Origin of the sequence: Phenylobacterium sp. SCN 70-31 (assembly GCF_001724605.1) — a bacterium.
Lineage (GTDB): Bacteria > Pseudomonadota > Alphaproteobacteria > Caulobacterales > Caulobacteraceae > Phenylobacterium.
Genome location: NZ_MEEX01000011.1, coordinates 38,916 through 56,379, shown reverse-complemented (window position 1 = coordinate 56,379; position 17,464 = coordinate 38,916). Strand labels below are relative to the sequence as shown.

At 69.6% G+C, this 17,464-nt stretch carries 15 protein-coding genes; 10 read left to right on the top strand and 5 right to left on the bottom strand.

The genetic code is table 11. The features are described 5' to 3' along the window. Positions 1-14 precede the first annotated feature (14 nt). Positions 15-785, bottom strand: coding sequence for a LytTR family DNA-binding domain-containing protein (locus tag ABS78_RS10505; protein WP_293378249.1), 771 nt, complete (start codon positions 783-785; stop codon positions 15-17). A 365-nt stretch (positions 786-1,150) separates the two neighbouring features. On the opposite strand from ABS78_RS10505, the gene sucC reads away from it, so the two are divergent. The 7 genes from sucC (at position 1,151) to ABS78_RS10470 (ending at position 9,879) form a co-directional block, all read left to right on the top strand. Continuing rightward, positions 1,151-2,350 (top strand): ADP-forming succinate--CoA ligase subunit beta, encoded by a 1,200-nt coding sequence (gene sucC / locus ABS78_RS10500; RefSeq protein ID WP_293378246.1) that lies wholly within the window; start codon positions 1,151-1,153, stop codon positions 2,348-2,350. Between the two features lie 3 nt (positions 2,351-2,353). Further along, the gene (gene sucD, locus ABS78_RS10495) at positions 2,354-3,232 is read left to right on the top strand and encodes a succinate--CoA ligase subunit alpha (RefSeq protein WP_293378243.1); all 879 of its coding nucleotides are present in this window, start codon (positions 2,354-2,356) and stop codon (positions 3,230-3,232) included. Positions 3,233-3,313: 81 nt separating this feature from the next. Beyond that, entirely contained in the window at positions 3,314-6,265 is a 2,952-nt protein-coding gene (locus ABS78_RS10490; RefSeq protein WP_293378240.1) for a 2-oxoglutarate dehydrogenase E1 component, read from the top strand. A 67-nt stretch (positions 6,266-6,332) separates the two neighbouring features. Beyond that, on the top strand, positions 6,333-7,547 hold the full coding sequence (odhB, locus tag ABS78_RS10485) for a 2-oxoglutarate dehydrogenase complex dihydrolipoyllysine-residue succinyltransferase (RefSeq protein WP_293378237.1): 1,215 nt from the start codon (positions 6,333-6,335) through the stop codon (positions 7,545-7,547). 70 nt (positions 7,548-7,617) lie between these two features. After that, a complete protein-coding gene (gene lpdA / locus ABS78_RS10480) occupies positions 7,618-9,015 on the top strand; it encodes a dihydrolipoyl dehydrogenase (protein ID WP_293378234.1) in 1,398 nt (465 codons plus the stop codon). Continuing rightward, positions 8,997-9,449, top strand: coding sequence for a GNAT family N-acetyltransferase (locus ABS78_RS10475; RefSeq protein WP_293378231.1), 453 nt, complete (start codon positions 8,997-8,999; stop codon positions 9,447-9,449). The genes lpdA and ABS78_RS10475 overlap by 19 nt, the downstream gene beginning before the upstream one ends. Positions 9,450-9,606: 157 nt before the next feature. Next, on the top strand, positions 9,607-9,879 hold the full coding sequence (locus ABS78_RS10470) for a hypothetical protein (protein ID WP_293378227.1): 273 nt from the start codon (positions 9,607-9,609) through the stop codon (positions 9,877-9,879). Positions 9,880-9,897: 18 nt separating this feature from the next. On the opposite strand, the gene ABS78_RS10465 is transcribed toward ABS78_RS10470, so the two are convergent. From ABS78_RS10465 to fsa, 3 genes are read right to left on the bottom strand one after another with little or no spacing between them, the layout of a single operon-like run. Continuing rightward, positions 9,898-10,824 carry a tyrosine recombinase XerC gene (locus tag ABS78_RS10465; protein WP_293378224.1) on the bottom strand — a complete coding sequence of 309 codons (927 nt, stop codon included), beginning with the start codon at positions 10,822-10,824 and terminating at the stop codon, positions 9,898-9,900. Further along, positions 10,809-11,492: a DUF484 family protein gene (locus ABS78_RS10460; protein ID WP_293378221.1), complete on the bottom strand. Its 684-nt coding sequence runs from the start codon at positions 11,490-11,492 to the stop codon at positions 10,809-10,811. Before ABS78_RS10460 ends, ABS78_RS10465 begins: the two co-directional genes overlap by 16 nt. 14 nt (positions 11,493-11,506) lie before the next feature. Next, positions 11,507-12,160 carry a fructose-6-phosphate aldolase gene (gene fsa / locus ABS78_RS10455; RefSeq protein ID WP_293378218.1) on the bottom strand — a complete coding sequence of 218 codons (654 nt, stop codon included), beginning with the start codon at positions 12,158-12,160 and terminating at the stop codon, positions 11,507-11,509. A 71-nt stretch (positions 12,161-12,231) separates the two neighbouring features. Between fsa and ABS78_RS10450 the strand changes: the two genes are divergently transcribed. Then, positions 12,232-14,385: a primosomal protein N' gene (locus ABS78_RS10450; protein ID WP_293378215.1), complete on the top strand. Its 2,154-nt coding sequence runs from the start codon at positions 12,232-12,234 to the stop codon at positions 14,383-14,385. Between the two features lie 72 nt (positions 14,386-14,457). Here ABS78_RS10450 and ABS78_RS10445 read toward each other — a convergent pair whose 3' ends face one another. Continuing rightward, positions 14,458-15,255, bottom strand: coding sequence for a TerC family protein (locus tag ABS78_RS10445; RefSeq protein WP_293378212.1), 798 nt, complete (start codon positions 15,253-15,255; stop codon positions 14,458-14,460). A 511-nt stretch (positions 15,256-15,766) separates the two neighbouring features. On the opposite strand from ABS78_RS10445, the gene ABS78_RS10440 reads away from it, so the two are divergent. Both ABS78_RS10440 and ABS78_RS10435 read left to right on the top strand, forming a co-directional pair. Beyond that, a complete protein-coding gene (locus ABS78_RS10440; protein WP_293378209.1) occupies positions 15,767-16,444 on the top strand; it encodes a CHAP domain-containing protein in 678 nt (225 codons plus the stop codon). Between the two features lie 59 nt (positions 16,445-16,503). Further along, the gene (locus ABS78_RS10435; protein WP_293378206.1) at positions 16,504-17,457 is read left to right on the top strand and encodes a magnesium transporter CorA family protein; all 954 of its coding nucleotides are present in this window, start codon (positions 16,504-16,506) and stop codon (positions 17,455-17,457) included. Positions 17,458-17,464 lie beyond the last annotated feature (7 nt).

Sequence of the window (17,464 nt, the reverse complement as noted above, 5' to 3'; positions counted from 1 at the left end):
AGGCTCCGGGACGTTCAGATCCAGCCCCTGTCGCGCAGGGCGCCGGCGTAGGTGCGGCTGACGGGGACTTCGGCGCCGTCCTTCAGGGTCAGGGTCGCCCGGCCGTCGCCCCGGCGCGCGGCGACGATGGCGTCGCGGGCCACCCACCAGGACCTGTGGACCTGGGCGCCCTCGATCCCCTCCAGTTCGGCTACGGCGTCAGCCAGGCGCATGAGGATCAGGTCCTGGCCCTTCGAGGTGTGGAGGCGGAGATAGTGGTCCTCGGCCTCGACGGCCCACACCGCGGCGCCCCGCAACTTGAGCGGCAGCCGTTCCAGGAACCGCGGCGGTTCGGCGGCCGGTTCTCCGGCAGGGCCGTCCTGGCGCATCTCGATCAGCATGTTGATCGCCGTGAGAGCCACGGAGATCGCGAAGACCGGCCCGAAATAGTACGGCAGTCCCGCCAGATCGGGGGATCCCCCGAAGGCGTAGGCCGAGGCGGCCCAGACCACCCCGGTGAGCGGTACGCTCATGACAAGCGAGGCCAGCAGCACGTCCAGCCACGGAAAGCCCGTGCGCAGCCGCCCGCCGGCGAAGAACAGCCGCGCCACGGCCGAGCCCCAGACGTAGCCCAGCGCGATCAGCGCGCACCAGTAGGCCGCGCGGACGGCCAGCGGCGCGTCTCCGGTGCTGAACGCGCCCGAAGCCGTCAGGAAGGCGGCGGCGGCCGTCGCGACGGCGATGCCGCGGAGCCACTTGCCCGGCCCGGCCTGGCCGTCCGACCTCCGGAGAAGAGGGGCCTTCACGGCGACGCCGTCCGAGGAGTCCGAACGGCGGGCCTCGGCCGTTCGCCCCGCCTCGCCGTCATCCGACGCATTCCCGCTCGCACCCCGTCCGGACGATGGCCATGACCCGCTTCGACCCGGGCGGTCGGGCGCCGCCCCATCGGGACCGGAGATAGAGGATGCCGTCCGTTTCGCAAGCCGGGCGGGAGCCCACGCGATCGCGGCGCCCGCGATCGGCCGCCGGGACGTGCGGTTTGGGTGGAACTTCCGCAGGGTGAGCATCGTCACGGTTTGGGGGCCTCACGCGGTTGTCATCGCAGGGGCCGGCGCCTATAAGCCGCTCACTCGCCGAGAGGGCGAGCGTCAGGCAGTTTCCCCAAGGCCTCATGAACATCCACGAACACCAAGCCAAAGCCGTCCTCGCGGAGTTCGGCGTCGCCGTTCCACGCGGGTATCCCGCGTTTTCCGTCCAGGAGGCTGTCGATGCGGCCAGCAAGCTGGGCGGCCCGGTCTTCGTCGTGAAATCGCAGATCCACGCCGGCGGACGCGGCAAGGGCCGGTTCGAGGGTCTGGGCCCGGACGCCAAGGGCGGGGTCCGCGTGGTCAAGTCGGTCGAGGACGTCAAGATCAACGCCGAGGAGATGCTGGGCCGGGTTCTGGTGACCCACCAGACGGGTCCCAAGGGCAAGCAGGTGAACCGCCTCTACATCGAGGAAGGCGCCGCCATCGCCAAGGAATTCTACCTGTCGCTGCTGGTCGACCGCGAAACGAGCCGGGTCTCGGTCGTGGCCTCCACCGAAGGCGGCATGGACATCGAGGACGTGGCCCACGACACGCCCGAGAAGATCGCCACCTTCTCGATCGACCCGGCCACCGGCGTGTTCCCCCACCACGGCCGCGCGCTCGCGGGCGCGCTGGGCCTCAAGGGCGACCTGGCCAAGCAGGCCGCGACCCTCCTCTCGCAGCTCTACGCGGCGTTCGTCGCCAAGGACATGAGCATGCTGGAGATCAATCCGCTGATCGTGACGGCGGACGACCAGCTCCGCGTGCTGGACGCCAAGGTCAGCTTCGACTCCAACGCCCTGTACCGCCACAAGGACATCCAGGCGCTGCGCGACGAGACCGAGGAGGACCCGAAGGAGATCGAGGCCTCGAAGTTCGACCTGTCCTACATCGCGCTCGACGGCGAGATCGGCTGCATGGTCAACGGCGCGGGCCTGGCCATGGCCACCATGGACATCATCAAGCTGTACGGCGCCGAGCCGGCCAACTTCCTGGACGTGGGCGGCGGCGCCGACGAGGCCAAGGTCACGGCCGCGTTCAAGATCATCATCGCCGACCCGAACGTTAAGGGCATCCTGGTCAACATCTTCGGCGGCATCGCCCGTTGCGACATCCTCGCCAACGGCGTGATCGCCGCGGTGAAGCAGGTGGGCCTGAACGTGCCCCTGGTGGTGCGCCTGGAAGGCACCAACGCCGAGCTGGGCAAGAAGATCATCAACGAGAGCGGCCTGAACGTCATCGCCGCGAACGACCTCTCGGACGGCGCCGAGAAGATCGTCAAGGCCGTGCGGGGCGCTGCGTAAGACATGTCGATCCTGATCAACAAGAACACCCGCGTCATCTGCCAGGGCATCACCGGCGCCCAGGGCACGTTCCACAGCGAACAGGCCGTGGCCTACGGCACCAAGATGGTCGGCGGCGTCACCCCCGGCAAAGGCGGCACGACCCACATCGGCCTGCCGGTGTTCGACACCGTCGCCCAGGCGGTGAAGGAAACGGGCGCCGAGGCCAGCGTGATCTACGTCCCGCCGCCGTTCGCCGCGGACTCGATCCTGGAAGCCATCGACGCCGAGGTCCCCCTGATCGTCTGCATCACCGAGGGCATCCCGGTGGCCGACATGGTGAAGGTGAAGCGCTCGCTCTCGGGCTCGAAGTCGCGCCTCATCGGGCCCAACTGCCCCGGCGTGCTGACGCCGGATGAGTGCAAAATCGGCATCATGCCCGGAAACATCTTCAAGCGCGGCAGCGTGGGTGTTGTTTCCCGCTCGGGCACGCTTACCTACGAAGCCGTGTTCCAGACCACTCAGGCAGGGCTCGGCCAGACGACGGCCGTGGGGATCGGCGGCGACCCGGTGAAGGGCACCGAGTTCATCGACATGCTCCAGATGTTCCTGGACGACGACGAGACCGAGTCGATCATCATGATCGGTGAAATCGGGGGTTCGGCCGAGGAAGACGCGGCCGAGTTCATCAAGAATTCACCAAAGAAGAAGCCTATGGTCGGTTTCATCGCGGGCCGCACGGCGCCGCCGGGACGTCGCATGGGCCATGCCGGCGCGATCATCTCGGGCGGCAAGGGCGGCGCCGAGGACAAGATCGCGGCGATGGAGGCGGCGGGCATCCGGGTCTCACCCTCGCCGGCCGCGTTGGGCACGACGCTGCTCGAGGTGCTGAAGGGCGCCTGACGGGCTGACATTGGAATAGGGCGGTCCGCCCTCGGCTCCTTCTTCCGAGTCCGTGGGGCCCGCCCGCGGAAGGCGAAGGACATGGCGGACGACGCAGGCCTGATCAACGACGTTCTGGCCGAGACATCTTTCCTCTACGGCGGCAATGCGGCCTTCGTGGAGGAGCTCTACGCGAAGTGGGCGAGCGATCCCGGCTCGGTCGAGCCCTCCTGGCAGGCGTTCTTCGCCTCGCTGGCCGAGCGCGCCGACGAGGTGAAGCGCGCGGTCGCGCCGCCCGCCTGGACGCGCCCCTCCGCGCCGCCCGCCCGCCCCGACTGGATGAGCGCCATCGACGGCCTCTGGCCGGCGGTGGAGGCCAAGGTCGGCAAGGCCATCGAGGCCCGCAAGCCCACCGCCTCGGTGGACGAAGTCCGCGCCGCGACGCTGGATTCCCTGCGCGCCATCATGATGATCCGGGCCTACCGGATGCGCGGCCACCTGAAGGCCAACCTGGACCCGCTGGGCATCGCCACGACCGAGGGCGACGCCTCGGAACTCGATCCCGCGAGCTACGGCTTCGCCGGGGCCGACTTCGACCGGCCGATCTTCCTGGACTATGTGCTGGGCCTGGAGACCGCGACCATCCGCGAGATCCTGGAGATCCTGCGCCGCACCTACTGCGGGAACGTGGGCGTGCAGTACATGCACGTGTCCAATCCCCAGGAGAAGGCCTGGCTCCAGGAGCGGATCGAGGGCCGCGACAAGGAGATCGTCTTCACCAAGGAAGGCAAGGTCGCCATCCTGAAGAAGCTGATCGAGGCCCAGGGCTTCGAAGCCTTCCTGCACCGCCGCTTCCCCGGCACCAAGCGTTTCGGCCTGGACGGCGGCGAGTCGATGGTCCCGGCGCTGGAGCAGATCATCAAGCGCGGCGGCGCGATGGGGGTGGAGGACATCGTCATCGGCATGCCGCACCGGGGCCGCCTGAACGTGCTGGCCGCCGTGATGGGCAAGCCCTACCACATCATCTTCCACGAGTTCCAAGGCGGGACGGCCGTGCCCTCGGACGTCCAGGGCTCGGGCGACGTGAAATATCACCTGGGCGCCAGCTCGGACCGCGAGTTCGACGGCAATTCGGTGCACCTGTCGCTGACGGCGAACCCGTCGCACCTCGAGATCGTCAACCCGGTGGTGATCGGCAAGGCGCGGGCCAAGCAGGCCTTCACGCTGCGCGAGCAGCCGGCCTCGGGTCGGGGCCATGTCATGCCCCTGCTTCTGCACGGCGACGCCGCGTTCGCGGGTCAGGGCGTGGTGGCCGAATGCTTCGCGCTGTCGGGCCTGCGCGGCTACGGCGTGGGCGGCACCATGCACTTCGTGGTGAACAACCAGATCGGCTTCACCACCAGCCCGAAGAACAGCCGCAGCTCGCCCTATCCGACGGATGTGGCGCTGATGGTCGAGACGCCGATCTTCCACGTGAACGGCGACGATCCCGAGGCCGTGACCTTCGCCGCCAAGGTGGCGACCGAGTATCGCCAGCTCTTCGGCAAGGACGTGGTCATCGACATGTTCTGCTACCGGCGGTTCGGTCACAACGAGGGGGACGACCCCACGATGACCCAGCCGCTGATGTACGCGAAGATCAAGGGGCACCCCTCGGTCCGGGACCTCTACGCCCAGCGCCTGGTCGGCGAGGGCGTGGCCACCCAGGGCGAAGTGGACGGCTGGATCTCGGACTTCGACAAGTTCCTCGATTCCGAGTTCGAGGCGGGCAAGCAGTACAAGGCCAACAAGGCCGACTGGCTGGACGGCAAGTGGTCGAACGTGAAGCTCGCCACGGGCGACGAGCGCTACGCCACGGGCGTGCCGCGCGAGAAGCTGCTGGACCTGGGCCGCAAGATGACGGCCATCCCCGAGCGGGTCGCGCCCCACAAGACCGTCGAGCGCGTGATCCAGGGTCGCCGCGATGCGATCGAGAGCGGCTCGGGCGTCGACTGGGCCACCGGCGAAGCCCTGGCCTTTGCGACGCTGCTGGACCAGGGCTTCCCCGTCCGGCTGTCGGGCCAGGACAGCGTGCGCGGCACCTTCAGCCAGCGCCACTCCGGGATCATCGACCAGAAGACCGAGGAGGTCTATTTCCCGCTCCGGAACCTGTCGCCGACCCAGGCGCACTTCGAGGTGCTGGACTCGGCGCTTTCGGAAGAGGCGGTCCTGGGCTTCGAGTACGGCTTCTCGCTGACCGATCCCGACACCCTGACGCTCTGGGAAGCCCAGTTCGGCGACTTCGTGAACGGCGCCCAGGTGGTGATCGACCAGTTCATCAGCTCGGGCGAGCGCAAGTGGCTGCGGATGAGCGGGCTCGTGATGCTGCTGCCGCACGGGTACGAGGGCCAGGGTCCCGAGCACTCGTCGGCCCGCCTGGAGCGCTTCCTGCAGCTCTGCGCCGAGGACAACATGCAGGTGGTCAACGTGACCACCCCGGCCAACTACTTCCACGTCCTGCGGCGGCAATTGCTGCGCGAGTTCCGCAAGCCGCTGGTCGTCATGACGCCCAAGTCGCTGCTGCGCCACAAGCGGGCGGTGTCGAACCTGGCCGACATGGAGCTGGGCACCGGGTTCCACCGGGTGATGGTGGACGGCGCCGAGGTCGGCTGCGACGTGGGCGGCGTGCAGCTTCGCCCCGACGCGGAGATCAAGCGCGTCATCCTGTGTTCGGGCAAGGTCTACTTCGACCTGGTGGAGCAGCGGGCCAAGTCGGGCCGGGACGACGTCTATATCCTGCGCCTGGAGCAGTTCTATCCGTGGCCGCTGAAGTCGATCACCGGCGAGCTGAAGCGGTTCAAGAACGCCGAGCTGGTGTGGTGCCAGGAGGAGCCCAAGAACATGGGCGGCTGGCAGTTCGTCGACCCCTGGCTGGAGCTGACCCTGGAGCGGATGAGCGTCAAGGCCAAGCGCGCCCGCTATGTGGGCCGGCCGGCCTCGGCCTCGACCGCCGCCGGCCTGATGAGTCGCCACCTGAAGGAACTCGAGTCGTTCCTGACCGAGGCGTTCGCGTAGCCTAAACCCCCGTTCTCCGTTTCAACTGCTGTTTGTGTCCGAGACACTCCAAGGAGCCTTCCCCCCGATGGCCGACATCATGACCCCGGCGCTGGGTGAATCCGTCACCGAAGCGACCGTCGCGCGCTGGGCCAAGCAGGCCGGCGAGGCGGTCCGCAAGGATGAGATCCTGGTCGAGCTGGAGACCGACAAGGTCAGCCTGGAGGTGGCCGCGCCCGCCGACGGCGTCCTGGCCGAGATCAGCGCCGAAGAGGGCGCCACGGTCGAGCCGGGCACGGTTCTGGGCAAGATCACGGAAGGCGCGGCCGCCGCGGCGACGCCGGCCCCCAAGGCCGCCGAGGCTCCCAAGCCTGCGCCCAAGGCCGAGCCCGCTCCGGCGCCGGCCAAGGCGGCCCCCGCCGCCGCGCCGGTCCTGGCGCCCTCGGCCCAGCGGATCGCGGCCGAGAACAGGCTCGACCCGGCCGCGATCCCCGGGACCGGCAAGGACGGCCGTGTGACCAAGGGCGACGCGCTCGCCGCGCTGGAGGCCCGGGCCTCGGCGCCGGCGGCGACACCCGCGCCCGCCGCGCCGCGCGAAATCCACGCGCGCGAGGAGCGCGTGCGGATGACCCGCCTGCGCCAGACGATCGCGCGCCGGCTGAAGGAGGCGCAGAACTCGGCCGCCATGCTGACCACCTTCAACGAGGTGGACATGAGCGCGGTCATGGCCCTGCGGAACGAATACAAGGACGTCTTCGAGAAGCGCCACGGGGTGAAGCTGGGCTTCATGAGCTTCTTCGTGAAGGCCGTGGTCCACGCGCTGAAGCAGGTTCCCGACGTCAACGCCGAGATCGACGGTACGGACGTCATCTACAAGAACCACTACGACATCTCGGTCGCCGTCGGCACCGAGAAGGGCCTGGTGACGCCCGTCGTCCGCGACGCCGACGCCATGAGCCTGGCCGACATCGAGAAGGAGATCGGCGCTCTGGGCCGGAAGGCCCGCGACGGCCAGCTGTCGATGGACGACCTCCAGGGCGGCACCTTCACCATCTCGAACGGCGGCATCTACGGCTCGCTGATGTCGACGCCGATCCTGAACCCGCCGCAGTCGGGCATCCTGGGCATGCACAAGATCCAGGAGCGGCCGATGGCGGTGGGCGGCCAGATCGTGGTGCGGCCGATGATGTACCTGGCGCTCAGCTACGATCACCGGATCGTGGACGGGAAGGGCGCGGTGACGTTCCTCGTCCACGTGAAGGACGCCATCGAGGACCCGCAGCGCCTGCTGCTGGACATCTGAGCCGGAAACCGCTTCGCCTGCGTGTCGGAGCTTGGCGCGCGCAATTGAATTCTGTTCCCTGGGGGCCGACATGGCTCAGTACGACGTCGTCATCATCGGTGGTGGTCCGGGCGGCTACAACGCCGCGATCCGGGCCGGTCAGCTCGGGCTGAAGGCGGCCTGCGTGGAGAGCCGCGGGACCCTGGGCGGTACGTGCCTGAACGTCGGCTGCATGCCCTCAAAGGCTCTGCTGCACGCTTCGGAGCTGTTCTCGGCGGCGGGCTCGGAGTTCGCGACGCTGGGGATCGAGGTCGCGCCGAAGCTCAACCTGCCCCAGATGATGAAGCAGAAGGACGACTCGGTCGGCCAGCTCACCAAGGGCATCGAGTTCCTGTTCAAGAAGAACAAGGTCGACTGGGTGAAGGGCCACGGCCGGATCGCCGGCGCCGGCAAGGTCGAGGTGACGGGCGCGGACGGCCAGGTCACGACGCTGGAGGCGAAGAACATCGTCGTCGCCACCGGCTCGGAGCCGTCGAGCCTGCCCGGCGTCGAGGTGGACCAGAAGCGGATCGTCGATTCCACCGGCGCCCTGGCCCTTCCCGAGGTTCCCGGTCATCTGGTGGTGATCGGCGCCGGCATCATCGGCCTGGAGCTGGGCTCGGTCTGGCGCCGTCTGGGCGCCAAGGTGACGGTGGTGGAGTACCTGGACCGCATCACGCCGGGCGTGGACGCGGAAGTCGCCAAGGCCTTCCAGCGTGCGCTGACCAAGCAGGGCGTCGAATTCAAGCTGGGCGCCAAGGTGACCGGCGCCAAGGCGTCGAAGAAGGGCGTCGCCCTGACCTTCGAGCCGGTCAAGGGCGGCGACGCCGAAACGCTGGAGGCCGACTACGTCCTGCTGGCCATCGGGCGGCGGCCCTTCACGAACGATCTGGGCCTCGACACCGTCGGGATCACGCCCGACAAGCGCGGCTTCATCGAGACCGACCACTGGAAGACTTCGGCGCCCGGCGTCTGGGCCATCGGGGACGTCACGCACGGACCCATGCTGGCGCACAAGGCCGAGGAGGAGGCCGTGGCCTGCATCGAGACCCTGGCGGGCAAGGCCGGCCACGTGAACTACGGGATCATCCCGGGCGTGATCTACACGGCCCCGGAAGTGGCCTGGGTCGGCAAGACCGAGGAGGAGCTGAAGGCCGAGGGCCGCGCCTACAAGGTGGGCAAGTTCCCCTTCATCGCCAACAGCCGCGCGAAGATCAACCACGAGACAGAAGGGTTCGCCAAGGTGCTGGCCGACGCGGCCACCGACGAGATTCTGGGCGCCCACCTGATCGGGCCTTCGGTGTCCGAGATGATCGGAGAGTTCTGCGTGGCCATGGAGTTCCGCGCCGCGTCCGAGGACGTGGCCCGCACCTGCCATCCGCACCCGACCCGCTCGGAGGCGCTGCGGCAGGCCGCGATGGGGGTCGAAGGGTGGACGATGCAGGCCTGAGGGCCGATCCATCCCCGGGGCTCGTCATCCGCCGTGCGCGTCCGGATGAGCTGGGCGCCTGCGCGGACGTCTATGTCCGCGTCCTGACCGACACCTTCACCTGGCTTCCGCCCGAGCGGCACAGGGCGGCGGATTTCCTGGCCGCGGCGCGGGACGAGGAGGTCTTCGTCGCCGTCGATGCGGGCCGGATTGTCGGCGTCGCCGCGCTCTATCGCCCCCAGGCCTTTCTGCACTCGCTGTATGTGAGCCACCGTGGCCGGGGCGTCGGTCGGCTGCTGCTGCGCCATGTCATGGCGGCGGCGGGCGGGCGTCTGGAGCTGAAGTGCCAGACCGCCAACCGGCGGGCCCAAGCCTTCTATCTGCGCGAAGGCTTCCGCTGCGTCGAGGCCGGCGAGGATGGCGGCGTCCCCTGGCTGCGCTTCGTTCATGGCTGAAACTTAATTTGGCCGGCCGCAGGACGGGTGGCAGCCTTCGCGGCGTCCGCCGTCATCCTGGGGAGAAGGCTGCGATGATCTCGGTGCTGTCCGCTGCGGCCGTCCTGACGCGGGAGGCCTGCCGTTGGTGGCGGGCTACGGGGTCGGGCGCTAGGCGATGACGTTCGTCCCGCACATCCTCGCGATGGCGCTCGGCGCCGGCGGGCCGGCAGCTCAGGCGCCCGAGCCCGGAACCGTGAAATGCCGTCCGGCGCCCTACATGGTGTCGGATCGCGCCGCGGAGCGTCCGGCCAAGCTGACGCTGGCGTATGGCCCGGCGTCGGGCGGAACCGCCCGCAGCGGCCAGCCCTGTATCCTGATGCGGCACGGTGTTCTCGCGCGGCACGGCTCCGAGGACGCCCAGGCCGTCGGCGCCGGCGATCGACGGTAGATCCGTGGTCCCGTGGCGCTACGCTCGCGGATGGGCGGCGGCGTAGGCGCCCAGCAGGGCGGCGGCGTCCACGTCGGTGTAGCGCTGGGTCGTGCTGAGCGAAGCGTGACCCAGCAGTTCCTGGATCGACCGCAGATCGGCGCCCGCGCCCAACAGGTGCGTGGCGAAGGAATGGCGCAGCGCGTGCGGCGTGGCGCTGTCCGGCAATCCCAGCCGGCTTCGCAGGCGCTGGACGGTGGCCTGGACGTGACGCGGCGACAGCGGGCCGCCGCGGGGCGCGCGGAAGAGGGCCTCGTCCGGCGAGAGGACGAAGGGCAGCTCGGCGACATACGCGTCGATCGCCCGGCGGACCGCCGGCAGCACCGGGACCATCCGGGTCTTGCCGCCCTTGCCGGTGATGCGCAGGACATCTCCCAGGGGCGCATCCCGACGGTTGAGCGACAGGGCTTCCGAGATCCGCAGGCCGCAGCCGTAGAGGAGGGTCAGGACAGCCTCGTCGCGGGCGGCCTCCCAGTCGGGGCGGTCGGGATCCAGGCCGGGCTCGGCCAGGAGGCCGCTGGCCTGATCCTCCGAGACGGGCCGGGGCGCGCCGGGTTTCACCCTGGGGCCGCGGACCAGGGTCAGCGCCGGGTTGGGGACATCGTACCGGCGATCCAGGAAGCGGTGGAAGGTCCGGATGGCCGAGAGCGCCTGGCTGACCGAGCGCGGCGACAGCGGCCGGTCTCCGCCGCGCAGGTGCGCCAGCCAGGCGCGGATCTCCGATGCGGCGACTCCGCCCAGGTCGGCGGCCCCGAGCGCCTCGCCGCGATGACGCTGGAGGAAGGCCAGGTAGCGGGCGGCGGCGAAGCCATAGGCCTCGAGCGTCCGGGGCGAGGCGCGGCGTTCGTGCGCCAGATGCTCCAGCCAGGCCGTGCGGGCCTGGTCGGCGGTCAGAGGCGCGGCCATCGCTCCGCCGTCCGCTCGACCACGCGGGCCAGGAAGGCCACCAGTTCGGCGCCCATGTCGGGGGTGAAGTCCTCGTCGTCACCCGAGCCGAACGCCAGAAGTCCGCGATGTGACGGCTCCCAGATCGCCAGCCGCACCATGGCCATCGAGCGGATGTCCCCGGACGCGCCGCCGAAGAGGCCGAGCGCGGTCGGCGCAAAGCCCATCCGCGCCATCCGCCGCGGTCCGTCCAGAAGGAGGTCGACCTGGCCGTCCACCAGCCCATGCCACCCGGCGGGGGGGAGGCCCTCGCATTCCAGGGCGATCACGCCGGCGGCCAGGCCGAAGCGGTTCCGGGCGATCTCGTCCACCCGGCGCGCCAGGTCGGCGTGGTTCCGCGCGTCCAGCAGGTCGACGACGGCGCCGTGCGTCTGGGCCTGGGCGGCGAAGTTGGCGCGGGCCACCTCCTCCAGCAACTGCCGCTGTTCGGTCTCGCGCTGATGGGCGGCGTGGACGCGCGCCAGCGGCGCCAGCTCGACCACGTTGTCGCCCAGGACGGTCAGGCCAAGCTCGGCCAGCAGGCCGGGGTCGGCCTTCAGGAAGTCGGGATTGTCGGCGAGGAACCGTCGAACCGCGGACGGGTCGAGCTGAGTTGATCCGAATTCGAACTCGCCCTGCGACCCGTCCATGTCACCTCAAGCCTCTACAGGATGGACTGACCGGTCTTCGCCCAATCCGCCATGAACTGTTGGAGCCCGCGTTCGGTTAACGGATGCTTGAAAAGCGCCAGGAAGACGTCCGGCGGGATGGTCGCGCAGTCGGCGCCCGACAGCGCGGCCTCGGTGACGTGGGCCGGCGTGCGGATCGAAGCGGCCAGGATCTCGGTGTCGAAGTCGTAGTTGTCGTAGATCGCCCGGATCTCGGTGATCAGGTCCATGCCGGCGGCGCCGTGATCGTCCAGCCGGCCGACGAAGGGGCTGATGTAGGTGGCGCCCGACTTGGCCGCGAGCAGGGCCTGGGCGGCCGAGAAGCACAGGGTGACGTTGGTCTGGATTCCCTCGGCCGAGAACTCGCGCGTGGCGACCAGGCCGTCGCGGGTCAGAGGAACCTTGACGACCACGTTGGGCGCGACGCCGGCCAGCTTGCGGCCTTCGGCCAGCATGGCTTCGGCTTCGGTCGCCGCCACCTCGGCCGAGACCGGCCCGTCCACCAGGGCGCAGATCTCGGCGATCACCTCCAGCATGTTGCGTCCGGACTTGGCGATCAGGGATGGGTTGGTGGTGACCCCGTCGACCAGGCCCGTGGCGGCCAGGTCCTTGAGGACGGCGGTGTCGGTGGTGTCGAGAAAGAGCTGCATGGCCTCGCCTTGGTCGGGATCGCGTTCTCGCCGCTTGTAGCGGCGATGGCGGACAGCGCAAAACAGGCTCGATGAGCCGCATCGCCTCGGTCCTGATTCCCATGCCCCTGCCGGAGGCGTTCGACTACGCCGAGCCCGAGGGCATGGGCCTCGCGCCCGGCGATCAGGTGGCCGTGCCCCTCGGCCCTCGGACGATGCGGGGCGTGGTGGTGGACCTGCGCGAAGCCGCCGGCGGAAACCGGCCGCTGAAGCCCGTCGCCGAGCGGCTGGACGATCCGCCCCTGCCGCCGGGCACGGTCGAGTTCGTGCAGTGGGCGGCCCGCTACGCCGTGGACGCGCCGGGTCAGCCGCTGGCCATCGCGCTGCGGGGGGCGCGCGCCCAGAAGGCGCGGCCCCAGCGGGTGGTGGCCGCCACCGGGCGCGCGCCGGTTCGCGCCACGCCGGCGCGGGGGCGGGTGCTCGACGCCGCGGTCCAGCCGATGCCGGCCGCCGATCTCGCGCGGGCGGCTGGGGTTTCGGCGGGCGTGGTGAAAGGCCTGGTGGACGAGGGTGTGCTCGAAGTGCGCGAGATCGACCCGCGGAGGGCCTTCGATCCGCCCGACGTGTCGCGCCGAGAGACGCACCTCAATCCCAGCCAGGCCGCCGCCGCCGAGGCGTTGCGCAAAGCCCCGGGCGGATTCTCGGTCACGCTGCTGGACGGGGTGACGGGCTCGGGCAAGACCGAGGTCTACCTGGAGGCCGCCGCCGCGGCGCTGGAAGCCGATCCCGAGGCGCAGGTTCTGATCCTGGCGCCCGAGATCGCGCTCACCCAGGCCGTGATCGCCCGCGTGGCGGCGCGGTTCGGCGCCGCGCCCGGCGAGTGGCATTCCGACATCGCCCCGCCCGCCCGCCGTCGGGTCTGGGAGGCGACGGCCGCCGGCGAGTGCCGCATCGTGGTCGGCGCGCGCTCGGCTCTGTTCCTCCCGTTCAAGCGCCTGCGCCTGATCGTGGTGGACGAGGAGCACGACGGTTCGTTCAAGCAGGAAGAGGGATTCATCTACCACGCCCGCGACCTGGCGGTGGTCCGGGGACGGATCGAGGGCGCCGCGGTGTTGCTGGCGTCGGCCACGCCGTCGCTGGAGAGCCTGCGCAACGCCGAGACCGGCCGCTATCGCTGGCTGCGGCTGTCGGCGCGGCACGGGGCGGCCCGCCTGCCGGACATCACGCTGATCGATCTGCGCGAGACGCCGCCCGAGGCGGGGCGCTGGCTTTCTCCGCCCCTGGTCCGCGCCATGGGCGAGACCCTGGCGCGGGGCGAACAGACGCTGCTGTTCCTGAACCGTCGCGGCTATGCGCCGCTGGTGCTGTGCAAGGCGTGCGGCGAGCGGATGACGGCGCCCGACACCGACTCCTGGCTGGTGGAGCATCGCTATACCGGCCGCCTGGTCTGCCACCTGACCGGCTTCTCCATGCCGAAACCCGCGGCCTGCCCGCACTGCGGGGCGAAGGACAGCCTGGTGTCGATCGGGCCGGGCGTGGAGCGGGTGGAGGAGGAGGCCCGGGCGTTGTTCCCCGACGCGCGCCTCGCCGTCTTCTCGTCCGACACCGTGTTCGATGCCCGCGAGGCGCGGCGGCTGGTCGAGCGGATGGCGGCGGGCGAGATCGACATCCTGGTGGCGACGCAGGCGGCCGCGAAAGGCCACAACTTCCCGCGCCTGACGCTGGTGGGGGTGGTGGACGCCGATCTCGGCCTGCGGGGCGGGGACCTGCGGGCCGGCGAGCGCACCTATCAGCTCCTGGCCCAGGCGACGGGCCGCGCAGGGCGCCACGACCGACCCGGCCGGGCCCTGTTGCAGACCTACGCGCCCGACCATGCGGTGATGCAGGCGCTGGCCGCCCAGGACCGGGACGCCTTCGTCGCCGCCGAGATGGCCGAGCGCGAGCTGGCCGGGTTGCCGCCGTTCGGCCGGCTGGCCGCGGTGATCGCTTCTGGCCCCGATGCGGGCCAGCTGGACGCGTTCGTCCAGGACATGGCCCGCGCCGCGCCGAACACGCCGGGGGTCGAGGTCTACGGCCCGGCGGACGCGCCGCTGGGGCTGATCCGCGGCCGGCGGCGCAAGCGCTTCCTGGTGCGGGCCGACCGCGGCGTGGACCTCTCGGCCTACATGGCCGCGTGGCGCGCGCGGGTGCGCCCGCCTGGCCCCGTCCGGGTGGCCATCGACATCGACCCGTACAGTTTCCTGTAGCCGGCAGCTTCCTGCAGCCGGGCGGCCCCGGTCCCGGATCGGGAGAGGGGCCGCCCGGCGTCGGTAGGCGCGTCAGTGCGACGCGTCGTCCTCGGCTGCTTTACGCAACTGCCTTCGGCGGACCATCATGTTGAGCGCCTCGACGCCCGCCGAGAACGCCATCGCGGCGTAGATGTAGCCCTTCGGCACATGCACCCCGAAGCCGTCCGCGATGAGGATCGCGCCGATCATCAGCAGGAAGCCCAGCGCCAGCATCACCACCGTCGGGTTGTTGTTGATGAAGTTGGCCAGGGGATCCGCCGCGATCAGCATGATGATCACGGTGATCACCACCGCGGTGATCATGATCGGCAGCTGATCGGTCATCCCGATCGCCGTCAGGATCGAGTCGATCGAGAATACGATGTCCAGAAGGATGATCTGGAAGATCGCCGTACCGAAGTTGGTGATCACCTTGCCCTTCACGTCCAGAAGGGTGTCGGTCTCGTGCGGATCGACCTTCTCGTGGATTTCGGTCGTCGCCTTCCACACCAGGAAGAGGCCGCCCGAGATCAGGATGATGTCGCGCCACGAGAAGTCGAGCTCGAAGATCGGCTTGCCGTCCTGACCGATCATGCCCTGCCAGGGCAGGCTGAAGACCGTCTGGGTCATGCCGACGATGAAGGCCAGGGTCGAAAGCAGACCCAGCCGCATGACCAGCGCCAGCGAGATGCCGATCCGGCGCGCCTTGGTGCGCTGGTGTTCCGGCAGCTTGTTCGAGAGGATCGAGATGAAGATGAGGTTGTCGATGCCGAGGACCACCTCCATCACGATCAGAGTGATGAGGGCCGCCCATGCGGCCGGGTCGCTCAAGAGGGCGACGATGTCCATTTTCGTAGTTTCTCCCAGCTTCCCCGCGCGCGCATATCTAGTGGCTCCTGCGAGAACGACCAGAGGGCGGAGCGCGTCTCCATCCGGCGCCTAATATTCAGGCGCCCAGTGTGGAGGATCACGGGTTCGTGATGTGGAAACTCTCCTGACGCGCGAGTCTCGGTTGGCCCATGCTCAGGGCTTGCGAGCACTTGTTTCCGTTTGTTGCGATGCGGCGTGACCAAGTGACGGAAAGAAAAGCCCGCGACGGAGAGCAAGAATAAGCCGAGCGGAGCGATGTCGGAATACAAGATCTCTGCGGATCGCGCGGGAAATTTTTCTTCGAAAGAGGTGATGCTTCAGGATAGACATGGATCTTGCTGATCCCGAGGTCCGTTTCGCCTGTGGTCCGCTCCCCGGACCCTGTGGATAACCCACGAGGATTGGGACGGCTCAGCTCGTAAACCCTCTTTTCACTCCCGGCATATACGGCTAGCCCTTCACGCGGAGAGTTCGGGGAGTCACCGAGAGCATGCGCAAACGGACGCGGACCCTTTTGGGTTCCCTGGCCGCCGCGGCCTTCGTGGCCTTCGCGCCCGCAGGCGCGATCGCCGATACGTACTGGCAGTGCGTGCCGTTTGCGCGCCTCATCTCCGGCATCCAGATCTTCGGCGACGCCCGCACCTGGTGGGGCCAGGCGGTGGGCAAGTACGAGACGGGCTTCGTCCCGCGCGCCGGCGCCGTGCTGTGCTTCAAGCCCACATCGCGGATGCGACTGGGCCACGTGGCCGTCGTGAGCCAGGTCCTGACCGACCGCGTCGTTCAGATCACCCACGCCAACTGGAGCCCGATCGGCGGCTCGCGCGGCAAGGTGGAGCAGGACGTCACGGTCATCGACGTGTCGCCCGAGGGCGACTGGAGCGAGGTCAAGGTCTGGTATGACCCCAACCGCGACCTGGGCGGGTCGACCTATCCGGTCCACGGCTTCATCTATCCGGACGCCACGGCCCGTGTCCTGGCGGCCACCGGCATGAGCAAGGTCCAGAACGGCGCCATCGCCGTCGCCCAATCCGCCGCGTCCCAGATGGCCAACGCCGTGCGGCCGGGCCAGGGGCCGATGAGCGTGCTGTCGCAAGCCGCCGACTCCACCGACCGCATCGCGGCCCTGATCGCGGCCGCAACCCGCCCGGACTCGCCGACCTCGCGCTGAAATCCCCGCGTTGACGCACGCGGCGACGCGCGACCACAAAGGCGCGCGGAGGCTTCGGCATGCTCCAGGTCCTGCGGCGCGGCGACGCCGCCTTCCATATCGTCTCGCCGGAAGCCGGCTGGCGCGTCGAGCCCGACGTCGTGTGGATCGATCTGCTTCGGCCCACGCGGGAAGAGGAACTGGCCGTCGAGGCCGCCCTGGGCCTGGACCTCCCGACCCCGAGCGAGATGGCTGCGCTCGAGCCGTCGAGCCGCCTCTACCAGGAGCGCGGCGCCACCTTCATGACGGCCACGCTGCTGGCCCGGAGCGCGGCGGAGGCGCCGTTCGGCGCGCCTGTGACCTTCGTCCTCGCCCAGGGCCTGCTCGTCACCCTGCGCTACCATGACTTCCGCGCCTTCACGGTCTTTGCGGGGCGGGCCTGTATCGAGGCCGGCGCCGACGGCGGCTCGGCCTTCCTGGGACTTCTGGATGCGGTCATCGAACGCCTGGCCCAGGTGCTCGACGAGACGGGTCACCGCGTCGAAGAAGCGTCGTCCGCCATCTTCGAACGCCCGAAGGCAGGGGACTTCCGTCCGATGCTCACCGGGCTCGCCAAGGCCCAGTCCCTCACCGCCCTGGCCCGTTCGAGCCTGGTCAGTCTGGCCCGCATGCTCAGTTTCGCCGCGCTCGCGCCCCAGATCGCCGGAGCCGCGGAAGCGCGCGCGCACCTCGACAGCCTCCAGCGTGACGCCCAGTCGCTCTCCGAGCATGCGAGCCAGCAGTCGGCTCATGTGGCCTTTCTGCTCGACGCGGCCCTGGGCCTCATCAACATCGAGCAGAACGGGATCATAAAGTTCTTCTCGGTGGTCGCGGTCGTGTTCATGCCGCCGACGCTCATCGCGTCGATCTACGGCATGAACTTCAGGGTGATGCCCGAGCTGGGATGGGTCCTGGGCTACCCCGCGGCCCTTCTCGCGATGCTGGTCGCCGCCGTGCTGCCGGTGCTCTGGTTCAAGCATCGCGGCTGGCTCTGAAGCGGGT

Coding starts and splice junctions, on each gene's coding strand:
- ABS78_RS10470 (WP_293378227.1), top strand. CDS start 9,607: ATGACGTTCGTCCCGCACATCCTCGCGATGGCGCTCGGCGCCGGCGGG.
- ABS78_RS10460 (WP_293378221.1), bottom strand. CDS start 11,492: ATGGACGGGTCGCAGGGCGAGTTCGAATTCGGATCAACTCAGCTCGAC.
- lpdA (WP_293378234.1), top strand. CDS start 7,618: ATGGCTCAGTACGACGTCGTCATCATCGGTGGTGGTCCGGGCGGCTAC.
- ABS78_RS10435 (WP_293378206.1), top strand. CDS start 16,504: ATGCTCCAGGTCCTGCGGCGCGGCGACGCCGCCTTCCATATCGTCTCG.
- sucD (WP_293378243.1), top strand. CDS start 2,354: ATGTCGATCCTGATCAACAAGAACACCCGCGTCATCTGCCAGGGCATC.
- ABS78_RS10440 (WP_293378209.1), top strand. CDS start 15,767: ATGCGCAAACGGACGCGGACCCTTTTGGGTTCCCTGGCCGCCGCGGCC.
- ABS78_RS10490 (WP_293378240.1), top strand. CDS start 3,314: ATGGCGGACGACGCAGGCCTGATCAACGACGTTCTGGCCGAGACATCT.
- fsa (WP_293378218.1), bottom strand. CDS start 12,160: ATGCAGCTCTTTCTCGACACCACCGACACCGCCGTCCTCAAGGACCTG.
- ABS78_RS10445 (WP_293378212.1), bottom strand. CDS start 15,255: ATGGACATCGTCGCCCTCTTGAGCGACCCGGCCGCATGGGCGGCCCTC.
- ABS78_RS10465 (WP_293378224.1), bottom strand. CDS start 10,824: ATGGCCGCGCCTCTGACCGCCGACCAGGCCCGCACGGCCTGGCTGGAG.
- sucC (WP_293378246.1), top strand. CDS start 1,151: ATGAACATCCACGAACACCAAGCCAAAGCCGTCCTCGCGGAGTTCGGC.
- odhB (WP_293378237.1), top strand. CDS start 6,333: ATGGCCGACATCATGACCCCGGCGCTGGGTGAATCCGTCACCGAAGCG.
- ABS78_RS10450 (WP_293378215.1), top strand. CDS start 12,232: ATGAGCCGCATCGCCTCGGTCCTGATTCCCATGCCCCTGCCGGAGGCG.